Origin of the sequence: Nocardia fusca NBRC 14340 (assembly GCF_001618425.1) — a bacterium.
GTDB classification, from domain to species: domain Bacteria; phylum Actinomycetota; class Actinomycetes; order Mycobacteriales; family Mycobacteriaceae; genus Nocardia; species Nocardia fusca.
Genome location: NZ_BDCU01000057.1, coordinates 1 through 14,260 on the forward strand (window position 1 = coordinate 1; position 14,260 = coordinate 14,260).

At 69.4% G+C, this 14,260-nt stretch carries 13 protein-coding genes; 8 read left to right on the forward strand and 5 right to left on the reverse strand.

All coding sequences use genetic code 11. The annotated features are described in order from the left end of the window. The first annotated feature begins 125 nt into the window (after window positions 1-125). From NF4_RS32360 to NF4_RS32380, 5 genes are all read left to right on the forward strand, one after another. Entirely contained in the window at window positions 126-500 is a 375-nt protein-coding gene (locus NF4_RS32360; protein WP_157120724.1) for a DUF3499 domain-containing protein, read from the forward strand. Window positions 501-578: 78 nt separating this feature from the next. After that, window positions 579-1,955, forward strand: coding sequence for a phosphomannomutase/phosphoglucomutase (locus tag NF4_RS32365; protein ID WP_063131208.1), 1,377 nt, complete (start codon window positions 579-581; stop codon window positions 1,953-1,955). 114 nt (window positions 1,956-2,069) lie between these two features. Further along, window positions 2,070-3,266 carry a hypothetical protein gene (locus NF4_RS32370; protein WP_063131209.1) on the forward strand — a complete coding sequence of 399 codons (1,197 nt, stop codon included), beginning with the start codon at window positions 2,070-2,072 and terminating at the stop codon, window positions 3,264-3,266. Continuing rightward, a complete protein-coding gene (gene manA, locus NF4_RS32375; RefSeq protein ID WP_063131210.1) occupies window positions 3,266-4,519 on the forward strand; it encodes a mannose-6-phosphate isomerase, class I in 1,254 nt (417 codons plus the stop codon). Before NF4_RS32370 ends, manA begins: the two co-directional genes overlap by 1 nt. Window positions 4,520-4,564: 45 nt before the next feature. Beyond that, complete coding sequence (locus NF4_RS32380) at window positions 4,565-5,491, forward strand: cation diffusion facilitator family transporter (protein ID WP_063131211.1); 927 nt, start codon at window positions 4,565-4,567, stop codon at window positions 5,489-5,491. Here NF4_RS32380 and NF4_RS32385 read toward each other — a convergent pair. The 5 genes from NF4_RS32385 to NF4_RS32405 form a co-directional block, all read right to left on the reverse strand. After that, window positions 5,488-6,960: a phytoene desaturase family protein gene (locus tag NF4_RS32385; RefSeq protein ID WP_063131212.1), complete on the reverse strand. Its 1,473-nt coding sequence runs from the start codon at window positions 6,958-6,960 to the stop codon at window positions 5,488-5,490. The two genes, NF4_RS32380 and NF4_RS32385, sit on opposite strands and share 4 nt — an antisense overlap. A gap of 26 nt (window positions 6,961-6,986) precedes the next feature. Beyond that, window positions 6,987-7,382, reverse strand: coding sequence for a RidA family protein (locus tag NF4_RS32390; RefSeq protein WP_063131213.1), 396 nt, complete (start codon window positions 7,380-7,382; stop codon window positions 6,987-6,989). An 80-nt stretch (window positions 7,383-7,462) separates the two neighbouring features. Beyond that, window positions 7,463-8,767 carry a cytochrome P450 gene (locus NF4_RS32395; RefSeq protein WP_063131214.1) on the reverse strand — a complete coding sequence of 435 codons (1,305 nt, stop codon included), beginning with the start codon at window positions 8,765-8,767 and terminating at the stop codon, window positions 7,463-7,465. Between the two features lie 211 nt (window positions 8,768-8,978). After that, a complete protein-coding gene (locus NF4_RS32400; RefSeq protein ID WP_063131215.1) occupies window positions 8,979-9,698 on the reverse strand; it encodes a TIGR03089 family protein in 720 nt (239 codons plus the stop codon). Between the two features lie 16 nt (window positions 9,699-9,714). After that, window positions 9,715-11,121, reverse strand: a complete 1,407-nt coding sequence (locus NF4_RS32405) for an LCP family protein (protein ID WP_084533737.1) — start codon at window positions 11,119-11,121, stop codon at window positions 9,715-9,717. Window positions 11,122-11,334: 213 nt separating this feature from the next. Between NF4_RS32405 and rfbD the strand changes: the two genes are divergently transcribed. The 3 genes from rfbD to manB are packed head-to-tail and all read left to right on the forward strand — an operon-like array spanning window position 11,335 to window position 14,252. Then, window positions 11,335-12,204, forward strand: a complete 870-nt coding sequence (gene rfbD / locus NF4_RS32410; protein ID WP_063131217.1) for a dTDP-4-dehydrorhamnose reductase — start codon at window positions 11,335-11,337, stop codon at window positions 12,202-12,204. 11 nt (window positions 12,205-12,215) lie between these two features. Then, entirely contained in the window at window positions 12,216-13,118 is a 903-nt protein-coding gene (locus NF4_RS32415) for a glycosyltransferase family 2 protein (RefSeq protein ID WP_063131218.1), read from the forward strand. Between the two features lie 54 nt (window positions 13,119-13,172). Further along, entirely contained in the window at window positions 13,173-14,252 is a 1,080-nt protein-coding gene (gene manB, locus NF4_RS32420) for a mannose-1-phosphate guanylyltransferase (protein ID WP_063131219.1), read from the forward strand. Window positions 14,253-14,260 lie beyond the last annotated feature (8 nt).

Sequence of the window (14,260 nt, forward strand, 5' to 3'; positions counted from 1 at the left end):
GCGGCGCCGGAGGCGCCGCCAATAGACACGAATCACACTGCGACGCGCCGTGTGCGGGCAGATCCATGAGCGTGTCTACCCCACTCGCGTCGGTGCGTCGGGTTACGCTCATCGGCGTGATCTCCATGCGTCGTTGCTGCCGACCCGGCTGCAAGAATCCGGCCGTCGCGACGCTCACCTATGTCTACTCGGATTCCACCGCGGTGGTGGGCCCTCTGGCGACGGTGGCCGAACCTCATTCCTGGGACCTCTGCGGGACCCACGCCTCCCGGATCACCGCCCCCAAGGGCTGGGATATGGTCCGGCACGAAGGCGGCTTCTCCACCAGCCCCGACGACGACGATCTGACCGCGCTCGCCGAGGCCGTCCGCGAGGCCGGGCTACGCCGCCGCCCGCCGGAGCCCGATCAGCGCGGCTACCGCGACCACAACCCGCCGCCCCGGCCCACCCGCACCGGTCGCCGCGGCCACCTCCGGGTACTCCCCGATCCGCCCAGCTGAACTGTGCTTATTCGCGGCGCCTCCGGCGCCGCGGGGTCGAGGCCGACGAAGTCGGCGCCGAAAAGTAGGGTAGTCGCCATGACAGTCGCCCGCCCTGCCGAGTCCGTGAACGCGGTGATCAAGGCCTACGACATTCGCGGTGTGGTCTCCGACCAGCTCGACGCCGATTTCGTCCGGGACACCGGTGCCGCGTTCGCCCGGTTGATGCGAGGTGAGCAGGCACGGCGCATTGTCGTCGGCCACGATATGCGCGCCTCGTCTCCCGCGCTGGTGGCGGCTTTCGCCGAGGGCGTGCTCGCGCAGGGACTGGATGTGGTCCATATCGGGCTCGCGTCCACCGATGAGCTGTACTTCGCCTCCGGCCGGCTCGACTGCCCGGGCGCCATGTTCACCGCGAGCCACAATCCGGCCCGCTACAACGGCATCAAGCTCTGCCGTCCGCGAGCGCTGCCGGTCGGTCAGGACACCGGTCTGGCGGGCATCGCCGAAGAGCTGGTGTCCGGGGTGCCGGGCTACGACGGCGAGCCCGGTACCCCCACCGAGGTCGATCTGCTCGACGATTACGCCGCGTTCCTGCGCGACCTGGTGGATCTGAGCGGTATCCGGCCGCTGACCGTGGCGGTGGATGCCGGAAACGGGATGGGCGGGCATACCGTCCCCGCCGTCCTCGGCGCGCTGCCGCAGGTCACAGTCGTACCGCTGTACTTCGAGTTGGACGGCAGCTTCCCCAACCACGAGGCCAACCCGCTCGATCCGAAGAATCTGGTGGATCTGCAGGCGCTGGTCCGCGACTCGGGGGCCGATATCGGCCTGGCCTTCGACGGCGACGCCGACCGCTGTTTCGTGGTCGACGAGCAGGGGGCTCCCGTCTCGCCGTCGGCCATCACGGCGCTGGTGGCCGAACGGGAACTCGCCAAGGAGCCCGGGGCCACCATCATCCACAATCTGATCACTTCCCGGTCGGTACCGGAGCTGGTGACCGAACTGGGCGGTAATCCGGTGCGGTCGCGGGTGGGTCATTCGTTCATCAAACAATTGATGGCCAGTTCCGGCGCCGTCTTCGGCGGGGAGCACTCCGCGCACTACTACTTCCGGGATTTCTGGGGCGCCGATTCCGGCATGCTGGCCGCTCTGCACGTACTGGCGGCCCTGGGCGAGGACAAGCGGCCCGTATCGGAACTCATGTCCTCCTACACCGCCTACGCCGCCTCCGGCGAGATCAACTCGACCGTCGACGACGCGTCCGCGCGGACCGACGCCGTGCTCGACGCGTTCGGCGGGCGCGCGGCCTCGGTGGACCGGCTCGACGGCGTCACCGTGCAACTACCGGACCATGCCTGGTTCAACCTGCGCGCTTCCAATACCGAACCGCTGCTACGACTCAACGTCGAAGCCAGGTCGCAGGAGGAAGTAGACGCACTCGTGACCGAGATCCTGCGCATCGTCCGCGCCTGACTGGAATAGTGGAAATACACACCGTGGATTCGCCCGTTCCAGATCCGGTGTCGACAACGCGGGCGGTCGCGGCCGAGACCGACAACAGCGCGATGAGGGGAGGTGCCACGCCCGATGATCGCTGATACCCCGGTACTCGATCTGGACGATGCCGCAATGCTCGAAGCCGCCGATACCGGCGGCGCCCTCCGGTCGGCTGCGTCCGGTGGTGCCCAGGTGCGTGCCACCGCGGCGGCCGTGGCGGAAGGTGCGCTCACGCGACTCGACGGTCTGCGCCCGCGCACTCTGCTGCTGGTCTCCGGCCCCGGGCGGGCCGCCCGGGCCGCCGCGCTACTCGTGGCGGCGCTCGGTGACCGGACCGGCCTGCCGCTGGTCCAGGTCACCACCGTGCCCTCCTGGACCGGTCCGCTGGACGTGGTGCTGGTGGCCGGTGACGACGCCGGCGATCCACGACTCATCGATGCGATCGACCGCGCGCTGCGACGCGGTGCGGAGGTGGTCGTGGCGGCACCGGACGAAGGCCCGCTGCGGGCTGCCGCGGCCGGGCGGGCGGCGCTGCTCGCGCCCCGTGTCCCGGTGCTCGACGAGAACCGGCTGCTGCGCTACCTCGGTGTCGGCATCGCGGTACTGCGGACCATCGACGGGCATCGCAGCGCCACCTTCCTGCCCGAACTGACCGAGCTGGCCGATGTCCTCGACACCGAGGCCCTGCGCGACGGCCCGCAGCACGAGGTCTTCCACAACCCCGCCAAGAACCTGGCCGCGCGGACCCAGCAGCGCGGGCTCATCCTCGCCGGTGACACCGAAGTCACCACCGGGCTGGCCGTGCACGCGGCCGAGGTGCTGCTGCAATCGGCGGGCCGCACCGCGACCGCGGTGGACCTCGCCGTCGCCGTGACGGCGCTACCCCGTCTGGTTAACGCCGCCACCGTGGCCGCGCCGGACTACGATCCGCTGTTCCACGACGAGCAACTCGACGGGCCGCCGCCGGTGGAGAAGAAGCGGATCTTCGTGTGCAGTACCGACCCCGATCTCGTCGCGGCGCGCCGCCGGATCGCGGTATTCGGTGGGGCGGGCGGCGGCACCGTGGACGCCGACCTGGTCACCGCGGAGCTCGAAGCGATCCCCGCCGACCCCGCCCGCACCGGATCGACAGAGCCCCCACCGGTACTCGCACCGATCGGCGGTGAACTGGCACGCCTCGCGGTGCTCGCACTGCGCTGGGAGATGGCGGCAGCCTATCTGCGGCTCATCGGTGGCCGGGCGATCGCCGCGAGCGACCCGGACAGCTACGACGGGGGACACTACTAGTGCACGAACTCGTGGGTGCGCTGCGCTCGTACGCCTGGGGCTCACGCACCGCGCTCGCCGAACTCTGCGGACGCCAGGTCCCGTCGGCACATCCGGAAGCGGAATTGTGGTTCGGCGCCCATCCCGCGAACCCCGCCTACCTGCGCACCGACGACGGCACCCGGTCGTTGCTGGAGGTGGTCTCGGAGAATCCCGGCGAGGAACTCGGCGCCGCCGCCACGCGGTTCGGTGACCGGCTGCCGTTCCTGCTGAAGATCCTGGCCGCCGAGGAACCGCTGTCGCTGCAGGCCCATCCGAGCGCGGAACAGGCACGGTCCGGGTTCGCCCGGGAGAACCGCACCCAGGTGCCGCTCGATTCCCCGATGCGCAACTACCGCGACGACAGCCACAAACCCGAACTGGTGGTCGCGCTGGAGCGGTTCGAGGCGCTCGCCGGCTTCCGTGACCCACTGCGCACCGTGGACCTGTTCCGGGCTCTGGACGTCGCCGAACTCGCCCAGTACGCCGACCTGCTTGCCGCGCAACCCGATTCCGACGGCCTACGGACCCTGTTCACCAGCTGGATCACCCTCCCGCCGACCGTACTGGACACCCTGCTGCCGACCGTGCTGGACGGCTGCGTGCGGTATCTGTCCGGTTCCGAACGCGAATTCGCCGCCGAAGCCCGCACCACCCTGGAACTGGCCGAAGCCTATCCCGGTGACGCCGGTGTGCTGGCCGCGATGCTGCTGAACCGGATCACCCTGCAACCCGGTCAGGGCCTGTTCCTCGCCGCCGGGAATCTGCACGCCTACCTGCACGGCGTGGCCGTGGAGATCATGGCCAACTCCGACAACGTGCTGCGCGGCGGTCTCACGCCCAAACACGTCGATGTCCCGGAACTGCTGAAGGTGCTGGATTTCGAACCGATCGACCTACCCCTGGTCCTCCCCCAGCCCGCCGGCGACGGTTCCGTCCGCTACCCCACCCCCGCCCCCGAATTCGCGCTGCGCCGCTTCGACCTGACCGCCGGATCCGCCCTGGTACCTCTGACCGACGCGGGCCCGGGCATCGTGCTCTGCACATCCGGCTCGGTCCGCTTGCTGGACGGCGACTCCAAGGTCTCCCTGACCCGCGGCGCCGCCGCCTGGATCTCCGCGACGGACAAAGACATCCGCGCCCAGGCCACGGACGGACCCGCCACCTTGTTCTGCGCCTGCGTCGGCGGTGTTTTTTCGGCGCCGCCGGAGGCGGCGCCATCCAACACAGCATAGTCTGTTGCGCGGCTGTCGTAGTCGGAAGTAGCAGGAGGGTGGCGGATGTCGGCTGGTGGAAGTAAGAGGGCGATTCTTGCCGCGTTGTCGGCGAATGCCGGGATCGCGGTGGCCAAGTTCGTAGGTGCCGCGATCACCGGGTCGGCGTCGATGCTGGCGGAGGGTGTGCACTCGGTCGCCGATACCGCCAACCAGGGTTTGTTGTTGTTCGGGCAGAATCGGGCCGAGCAGCAGGCCGATGAACTGCATCAGTTCGGGTACGGGCGTAGCCGTTACTTCTACTCGTTCGTGGTGGCGCTGGTGCTTTTCACGCTGGGTTCGGTGTATGCCCTGTACGAGGGTGTGCACAAGGTCCAGCATCCCGAGGAGTTGAGTTCGCCGATCGTGGCCGTGGTGATCCTGGTGGTCGCTATCGCGTTGGAAACCTACAGTTTCCGCACCGCGGTGAAGGAGTCGGCGCCGTTGAAGGGGCAGGCGAGCTGGTGGCAGTTCATTCGTAATTCGCGGAGCCCGGAGTTGCCGGTGGTGCTGCTGGAGGACGCCGGCGCGCTGATCGGTCTGATTCTCGCGCTCGGTGGTGTGGGGCTCACGATGGTGACCGGCGATCCGGTGTGGGACGGGGTGGGCACGCTGGCGATCGGTGGCCTGCTGGGTGTGATCGCGATCGTGTTGATCATCGAGATGCAGAGTCTGCTGATCGGGGAGGGCGCGACTCCCGCGGAGGACCGGGCGATTCGCGAGAACCTGGTGGACGGGACCACGATCGACCGCCTGATCCATATCAAGACCCAGTATCTGGGCCCGGAGGAGCTGCTGGTGGCAGCGAAGGTCGCGGTGACGCCGGGGCTGGATATCGCGGAGATCGCGGCGGGTATCGACGCGGCGGAGACCCGGGTGCGGGCGGCGGTCCCGGCCGCGCGGATCATCTACCTGGAACCGGACCTGTATCGCGAGACCGCGCGCGAGGCCTAGGGTGCCGGGTCCGGCACGGTGTCCGCGGTGAGCAGCCGGTACGGGTCGGCGCGGTTGCCGAACACCGTGCGCAGTGCGTGCCGGGCGGCGTGTACGCCGCTCATTCCGTGGACGCCGCCGCCGGGCGGGGTGGCCGAGGAACACAGGTAGACGCCGGGCAGCCCGGTACTGTACGGATTCCAGCGCGGTACCGGGCGGAAAACTGTCTGGGCGAGGGTCATCGCTCCCGCGTTGATATCGCCGCCGACATAGTTGGCGTTGTAGGCGGGCATTTCGGCGGCCGTCCGGACATGTTTCGCGAGAACGAGGTCGCGGAAGCCGGGGGCGAATCGTTCGATCTGGTCGGCGACGAGTTCGCTGACATCCCGGTCGGAGCCGTGCGGCACGTGGGCGTAGGCGTAGAGCGTGTGCTGTCCGGCGGGGGCCCGGGTCGGGTCGACCACGCCGGGCTGGATGACCAGGGTGAAGGGCCGGTCGGTGTGGATTCCGGCGGCTACCGCGTGTTCGGCGGCCATCGCTTCGGCCCGGGTGCCGACCAGGTGCAGGGTGCCGGCTTCGGCGCATCCGGGTGCCTGCCACGGCACCGGACCCGAGAGCGCGAAATCCACTTTGCAGGAGCCGCCGCCGTAGCGGTAGCGGTCGAGCCGGCGGCGATATCCGGTGGGGAGGCGGTCGCCGGCGATCCGGACCAGTTCGGCCGGCGCGATATCGCAGAGGATCGCGCGAGCGGTCGGGAATTCCGCCAAGGAGTCCACCCGGTGGCCGGTGTGCAGCCGCCCGCCGCGCCGGCGCAGATCGGCGGCCAGCGCGTCCATGATCGCCTGGCTGCCGCCGCGCGGTACGGGCCAGCCGACGGCGTGGGCGAGGGCGGCCAGCAGCAGGCCGGCGCCCACCGCGGGGAGCTGCCGGGGCGGGATGATGACGTGTTCGGCGACCCCGGTGAACAACGCGGGCGCGACCCCGCCGCGGAAACGGGCGTTCCACAGCGGGGAGCCCTGTTCGAGCATGCGCAGGCCGAACCGGATGGTGGCGGGGCCGAACGGGATGTGGCGCATATCCGACATCGCCGTGCGTACGACGTGCTGCCAGTCCCGGACCAGCGGTCCGAACAGCGATCGCCAGGCCTTGCCGTCGGCCCCCAGATCGTCGGCTGTCCGTTCCAGGTCCCGCCACGCGATCCCGGCGGTACCACCGTCCAGTGGATGGGCGTAGGAGGCCGCCGGGGTGAGCAGTTCGACCCCGTGCGCGGCGAGATCGAACGCCTGGAAGAAGGGGGAGGCCAGGGCCATGGGATGGGCGCCCGCGCATTCGTCGTGCCGGAACCCGGGCAGGGTCGTTTCCGCGGTCCGGCAACCGCCGCCCAGGGTGTCCGCGGCCTCGTACACTTCGACCTCGAGGCCTGCGGCGGCCATGGTGACCGCCGCCGCGAGGCCGTTGGGGCCGGAACCTACCACTACGACATCCGCCATCCCCCGATTCTGCCTTCTCGGACGGTTCAGGGTCGGACAGCCACCGCGTCCACCTCGAACAGCATTGTCGGTAGCGCGAGGGCCGCGACGCCGACCAGCGTCTGGACCGGCGGCCGATCACCCCAGATCTCCGCGATCTTCGCGCCGACCACAGCCAGTTTCTCCGGACCGTGGTCGACGATATGGGTGCGCAGCTGAGCTGTGTCGGCGAAATCCAGGCCCACCGAACGCAACGCGATGCCCAGGTTGGCGAATGCCCGCTCCACCTGACCGGCGAAATCGTCGGTTGTGGTGGCGCCCGCTGCGTCGGAATCGTATTGACCGGCTACGAATACCAGTTCACCCTGGGTGACGGCCACATGGCTGTAGCCGAACGGGACCGGATCGTGCAGGGCCGGCGGGTTGCTGATCTCGATGGACATACCAGATCTCCTCGGTGTGGTGACTCCTCGACAGTGATCCGACGATTCGCACGCGCCGACTGTGACATCACCACCACGGATCAGGCGATGGGCTGCCTGGCCCGGGCGCGGGTACCGGTGTGGACCGGCAGGGTCTCGTAGCCGTGCAGGGTGTACAGCTGCCGCCGCCGCGGTGTGCCGCTGATCCGGAGGTCGGGGAACTGTTCGAAGAGAGCGCGCAACGCGTGGGCCGCCTCCATCCGGGCGAGCCCGGCACCGAGACAGGCGTGGATACCGCTGCTGAAGCCGAGGTGTTCCTTCGCGTTGGGGCGGGCGATGTCGAACCGGGCCGGGTCGGGAAATTTCATCGGATCACGGTTGGCCCCGGCCAGCGACAGCACCAGGGTCGCGCCCTTGCGCAACCGGCGGCCCGCGATGTCCACATCGGTGTGCGCCAGCCGCGCGGTGGTCTGCACCGGGGGATCGAAACGCAGGATCTCCTCCACCGCGCCGGGCCACAACTCCGGCTCGGCCCGGAGGCGGGCGAGCTGCTCGGGATGTTCGAGCAGCAGCACGATCCCCTTGGAGATGAGGTTGACCGTGGTCTCGAAACCCGCGCCCATCAGCAGGGTCGCCGACGCGCAGAGTTCGTAGGTGGACAGTTCACCCTTGCGGACCAGGCTGCTGAGGATATCGTCGCCGGGTTCGGCACGCAGCCGGTCGATATGGTCGAGCAGATAGTCCTGTACCGCTTCCGAGGAGCGCATGGCGCGGTCGTGGGCGCGCCAGGAGATGCCGATATCCAGCAACGGGCTGATGGCATCACCCCAGCTCAGGAACATCTGCCGATCGCGGTCGGGAAACCCGAGCATTTCGGAGATGATGGCGATCGGCACCTGCGACGCGAACTGGCCGACCAGATCGGCGGGAGCGTCCTCGGGCAGGGCGGCGAGCAGTTCGTCGGTGACCGTGACGACCCGGTCCCGCAGGCGGCCGATGGCCCGCGGGGTGAAGGCCGCCGCGACCGGCTTGCGCATCCGGGTGTGCTCGGGCTGGTCGATCATCAGCATGGAGGGCGGATCGACGGGGTTGGCCGGGATCGGGCGCCGTTCCAGGGCACGGTGGGCGAACCCGGGCAGACGGACGAGCGCGGGCATACCCACCCCGAAGCGGTTGTCCCGCAAGACTTCCCGGACCACAGCGTGGTCCATGGTGATCCAGAGGGGCCCGGCTCGATGTATTCCGCCCTCCCCGCGTAGTTCCTCGAGCAACGGGTACGGGTTCGTGATCCCCTCGGGTCCGCCGTTGAGGCGGGCGAACAGATCCCCCCGGCGCAACTGCGCCTTCTTCGCGACGCGGATCAGCCCGTGCTGATTCACCCAGCGGAACACGTATTCCGGTTTCATTCCCACCCACTCCTGTCGTGCCGACGGCTTCCCGGTGCCCCGCCCGCCCGGCAGCCCGGGCGGTGCGCGGCCGGCGGCCGGTCGGCCCGGTCGCGCGTTCGACGTCCACCGGCACCGGAGGACCACCGCTACGAACGGTACGGACCGTGCGGCGGCCGGGGAACCTGCCGGAGTCGGAAACTCCGGCCCTACCGTGGTAGGAGACAACCCATCACAGGATGCAGGTGACCCGTTCGCTCTCCACCCGCCGCTCCCGCAGCGCCGGATCGGGATTGGCCACCTGGACCAGGGAAGCGCCCGCGGTGAGCACCGCGAGGTAGCCGTCGATCAATTCGGCGGGCGTATCCCAGGAGGCACTGGAGAGCACCCGGTCGCCTTCGGCGAAACCCTGCCGGGCAGCGGATTTCCGGGCCTCGGTGAGCACCTCCGACACCGGCATACCGTCGAGCGCCGCACCGGTGCCGCCGGGCAGGAACTGATCTCCGTGCACGCGGACCGCGGTCGCGTAGTCGGTGACCCCGATCGGCAGATCACGGACCGGCCCACCCATCGGGTCCAGCGACAACGCCGCCACTTCGGGCGCGTCCTCGGTCTCGGCCAGTCGGTCCGGCGCGGCGAAAACGAGTTCCGCGTCGGGATCGGCGTGCAGCACCACTTCGGTTCCGGCCCACCAGCAGCCGAGCAGGACCGCCGCGGTCTGCCAGTGGGCGGGCAGCAGCACCGCGACCCGGGCGCCCGGGGTGAGCCCGAACTCGTCGCGGATCAGATTGCCGGTTTTGGCGGCCCAGTTGGCGAGAGTGAGCCCGGACAGCTCGATCCGGGCGCCGGTCGCGTCGTCGTACCAGGTGACGCGGGGGGCGGCCGGTTCGCGGTCCAGAATCGGCTCGAGCACCGCTTCGGGAAGGGTCGTTGCCTGGTCTATGTCACGCATCGTCTGCTTTCGGCGCTCAATTCACACAGGTGGGTCCATCTTCGGCCGCCGCGATCGGCGGCGCGGGCGGCACCGGAGTGGCCGAGGTCGACGTACTGCCGAAATCGATCACGTCTCCGCTACCGGATCCGGGGCCAGCGTAGTCGCTCGTCAGCACCACGCTCACCGCTCCCGTCTCAATCGACGGATCCGATACGACAGGTACCCCGCCCAGCGCGGCCGCGACCGCCTTCGCGCCCGGATCCGACGCCGAGGAGGCGCGCACCTGGCTCTGCGACACCGGCCCACCGGAATAGTTACCCACCGACCCCTGGATGTAACCGAGACCGAGCAGTTCCTGGGCGACCGCGTTCGCCAGGCCCGAGACCGTGCTGGAGTTGTACACCGATACCTCGACGTTTCCCGGATTCACCGCAGGGGTGGTGGTTTCGGTCTCGGGCCGGCGGGTCGGTTCCTCGCCGACCAGCGCGGCGACATAGTCGTGCACCTCGTCGGGATCGACGCGCACCACCGATTCCCCGTTGGTGGTGGTGCCGTTGAGATCGGCGACCGGAATCGTCTCGAAGGTGACCTCCCCGGCGGTGAGGTCCTGGAGCTGGTTCAGGAAACCGATCAGATCCCAGCCCTCGTCGAGTACCACGGTGCGCCCCACGGCATCGCTGAGTTCGCGCAATCGGCTCGGATTGCTCAGCGTGTCGGCGCTCACGACCTGATGGACCAGCTGGGCCATGAACACCTGCTGCCGCACGATGCGGTCCAGGTCGCCACGTTCGAGATTGTGGCGTTGCCGCACGAAGCTCAGCGCCTGGGGACCGTCCAGCTTCTGGCGCCCGCCCGGGAAATACGCCCCCGAGAGCGGTTCGTCGACCGCATGGCGCAGGCAGACGTCCACCCCGCCGACCGCATCGGTGAGCAGGACGAAACCGAGCAGGGAGACCTCGGCGTAGTGGTCGACGGTGATCCCGGTGAGCCCGGCCACCGATTCGATCAGTGCCTGCCGCCCGCGCTGGGTCGACTGTTCCTCGGCGTCGTCCGCCGAGACCCCCTCGGCGAGCAGATCGTCCTGCACGGTCTGTTTGGTGATCCCGTAGGCGGAATTGATCTTGCCCTTGCCCAGGCCCGGGATGTCGACGTAGGCGTCGCGGGGAATCGAGATGGCGGTGGCCGAGCGGCCGTCGTTGGGCACGCGCACCAGCACGATGGTGTCGGTATTGGTGCCTATCTCGTCGCCGGCGTGCAGCATGGCCCGTTCGGCGTCGGTGAGCGGGTTGCCCTTGGCGTCGGTGCGCGAATCCACGCCGACGAGCAGGATGTCGACCGCGCCGTCGGTATGCCCGCCCAGGCCCAGATCGCTGATCCGCTCGATGTTCGAGACCAAGGAATCCACTCCGCGCCAGGCGAACCCGGTCGCCACCAGCACCATCAGAGCAACCGATGCGACCAGTACCCGCACCGGACTCCACAACGTCGGCTCCCCACGCTGCGCCACCTTGGACTTCCTCTCCCCTTACGGATCGGTCGAGGACCCCGACCCACTTCGCGTATGCCGTCGAAACACCTTCCGCACCACGCAGGCTAACCAACAGCAGCCCGGGTGACCCCGATTCGGCGACCGACGGCGTGCCAGACTGGGCCGGTGAACGCCGCTGTACCGCCCGCCACCGGAGTAGCCGACCGTCTCCTCGTCACCGGGGCGGGCGGTCAGGTGGGTGGTGAACTACTCCGGCTGATACCCGCTCTCCGGGCCTTCACCCGGTCCCGGCTCGACATCACCGATCGGGCAGCGGTGGAATCAGTGGTCCGCCCCGGCGATATCGTCCTCAATTGTGCCGCGTTCACCGCGGTCGACCGGGCCGAATCGGAACCCGGGACCGCCTTCGCCGGTAACGAGACCGGCCCGGCGGTACTGGCCGCGGCCTGCGCGCGCGCCGGCGCCCGGCTGATCCACCTCTCCACCGACTACGTCTTCCCCGGCACCGCCGACAGCCCCTATGAACCGTCCGATCCCACCGGGCCCACCACGGTGTACGGCCGCTCGAAACTCGCCGGGGAACGCGCGGTGCGTGAACTGTGCCCGCAGGCCCATATCGTGCGGACGGCCTGGGTATACGCCGGGACCGGGACCGATTTCGTGGCGACCATGCGCCGGTTGGAAAAGGAACGCGACACCGTATCCGTGGTGAACGATCAGATCGGCTCCCCCACCTTCGCCGCCGACCTCGCCGCCGGACTGCTCGAACTGGCCGCGACCCCCACGGCGCCCGCTGTGCTGCACGCCACGAACTCCGGCCGGGCCAGCTGGTACGACCTGGCCCGCGCGGTATTCGCCGGTATCGGCGCCGACCCCGAGCGGGTCCGGCCGTGCACCACCGCGGAATTTCCCCGGCCCGCCGCCCGGCCCGCTTTCTCGGTGCTGTCCGGGACCGCTTGGCGCGAGGCCGGACTGACACCTTTGCGCCCGTGGGAATCCGCGCTGACCGAGGCACTGAACCGGGCCGCCCGTTAGGGTGGTGCGCTGTGAGCGCTTCCGATACCCCGCACGACCGGCCACGTCTGGCCGTGGTCACGGTCACCTATTCGCCGGGCGAACATCTCGAGCATTTCATCAGCACCCTGGCCACGGCCACCGCGGAGAAGCCGCAGGTCATCCTGGCCGACAACGGCTCCACCGACGGCGTGCCCGAACTCGTGGCCGACGCCAATGCCCATGTGCGTTTCCTACCGACCGGCGGCAATATCGGATACGGCGGCGCCATCAACCGGGCCGTCGCCGAACTCGACCCCGATCTCGAATACGTGCTGATCGCCAACCCGGATATCCGGTGGGGCAACGATTCCATCGACATCATGCTGGAGGCGGCCCAGCGCTGGCCCCGGGCGGGCGCCATCGGGCCCATGGTCCGCGAACCCGACGGCAGCGTCTACCCCTCGGCCCGCTCGGTGCCCGGGATCATGGACGGCGCGGGTCACGCCATCCTCGGCGCCGTCTGGAAGACCAACCCGTGGACCCGGCGCTACCGTCAGGAGAACGAGGAGATCTCCGAGCGCACCGTCGGCTGGCTGTCCGGGTCGTGCCTGCTGGTGCGGCGCGCGGCGTTCGACTCGATCGAGGGCTTCGACTCGCGGTACTTCATGTACATGGAGGACGTCGACTTCGGCGACCGGATGGGCCGGGCCGGCTGGCACAACGTCTTCGTGCCCGACGCCGAGGTCACCCACGCCAAGGGGCACGCGGCGGGGCGCCACCCCGAGAAGATGCTGCCCGCCCACCACGCCAGCGCCTACCGCTTCCAGGCCGACCGGCATCCGCACTGGTGGCAGGCCCCGCTGCGCTGGGCACTGAAGGCCGGACTTGCGGTGCGCTGCCGGATTGCGGTTCGATCCGCTCTGCGTGCACGGGAGCGGGAGCAGGCCGGGTAGACAACCGACCGCTGCCGTGCCGGGTCGATGATCGAATGGGAACAAGGGAGCTCCATGGCATCACAAGCAGGCGCTGACGCGGTGATTCTGGTCGGCGGAAAAGGGACACGGCTGCGGCCGCTGACCCTGTCGGCGCCCAAGCCGATGCTCCCGACGGCCGGGCTCCCGTTCCTGACCCATCTGCTGACCCGGATCGCGGGCGCGGGCATCACCCATGTGGTACTCAGCACCTCCTACAAGGCCGAGGTCTTCGAGGAGTACTTCGGTGACGGCGCCGAATTAGGCCTGGAGCTCGAATACGTCACCGAGACCGAACCGCTGGGCACCGGCGGCGGTATCCGCAATGTGCTGTCCAGGCTCACCGCGGACAATGTCATGGTGTTCAACGGTGACGTCCTCGGCGGCACCGACCTGACGTCCATTCTGGAGACCCACGAGAAGACCCGGGCCGACGTCACCCTGCACCTGGTGCGGGTCGGCGATCCACGCGCCTTCGGCTGCGTACCGACCGATGCCGACGGCCGGGTCACGGCCTTCCTGGAGAAGACCCAGGACCCGCCGACCGATCAGATCAACGCCGGCTGCTACGTCTTTCGGCGCGAATACATCGAGAAGATCCCGGCCGGGCGCCCGGTCTCGGTGGAGCGCGAAGTCTTCCCCGCGCTGTTGACCGAGGGCGCCCGTGTCCAGGGTCACGTCGACACCTCGTACTGGCGGGATATGGGCACTCCGGAGGACTTCGTCCGGGGTTCCGCGGACCTGGTCCGCGGTATCGCCCCCTCCCCCGCGCTCCCCGGCCAGCGCGGTGAATCCCTCGTGCACGAAGGGGCCGGGATCGCCCCGGGCGCCCTGCTCATCGGCGGCACTGTGGTGGGCCGCGGCGCGGAAGTGGGCGCCGGTGCCCGCCTCGACGGTGCCATCCTGTTCGACGGCGCCAAGGTGGAGGCCGGGGCCACGGTGGAACGCTCCATCATCGGTTTCGGCGCCCGCATCGGTCCCCGCGCCCTGGTCCGCGACGGAGTGATCGGCGACGGCGCCAGCGTGGGTGCCCGCTGCGAACTGCTGCGCGGCGCCCGGGTGTGGCCGGGAGTGCAGATCCCCGACGGCGGGATCAGGTTCTCCACCGACGTGTAGGAGTGTTC

Coding starts and splice junctions, on each gene's coding strand:
- NF4_RS32360 (WP_157120724.1), top strand. CDS start 126: ATGCGTCGTTGCTGCCGACCCGGCTGCAAGAATCCGGCCGTCGCGACG.
- NF4_RS32365 (WP_063131208.1), top strand. CDS start 579: ATGACAGTCGCCCGCCCTGCCGAGTCCGTGAACGCGGTGATCAAGGCC.
- NF4_RS32370 (WP_063131209.1), top strand. CDS start 2,070: ATGATCGCTGATACCCCGGTACTCGATCTGGACGATGCCGCAATGCTC.
- NF4_RS32380 (WP_063131211.1), top strand. CDS start 4,565: ATGTCGGCTGGTGGAAGTAAGAGGGCGATTCTTGCCGCGTTGTCGGCG.
- NF4_RS32385 (WP_063131212.1), bottom strand. CDS start 6,960: ATGGCGGATGTCGTAGTGGTAGGTTCCGGCCCCAACGGCCTCGCGGCG.
- NF4_RS32390 (WP_063131213.1), bottom strand. CDS start 7,382: ATGTCCATCGAGATCAGCAACCCGCCGGCCCTGCACGATCCGGTCCCG.
- NF4_RS32395 (WP_063131214.1), bottom strand. CDS start 8,767: ATGAAACCGGAATACGTGTTCCGCTGGGTGAATCAGCACGGGCTGATC.
- NF4_RS32400 (WP_063131215.1), bottom strand. CDS start 9,698: ATGCGTGACATAGACCAGGCAACGACCCTTCCCGAAGCGGTGCTCGAG.
- NF4_RS32405 (WP_084533737.1), bottom strand. CDS start 11,121: ATGGTGCTGGTGGCGACCGGGTTCGCCTGGCGCGGAGTGGATTCCTTG.
- manB (WP_063131219.1), top strand. CDS start 13,173: ATGGCATCACAAGCAGGCGCTGACGCGGTGATTCTGGTCGGCGGAAAA.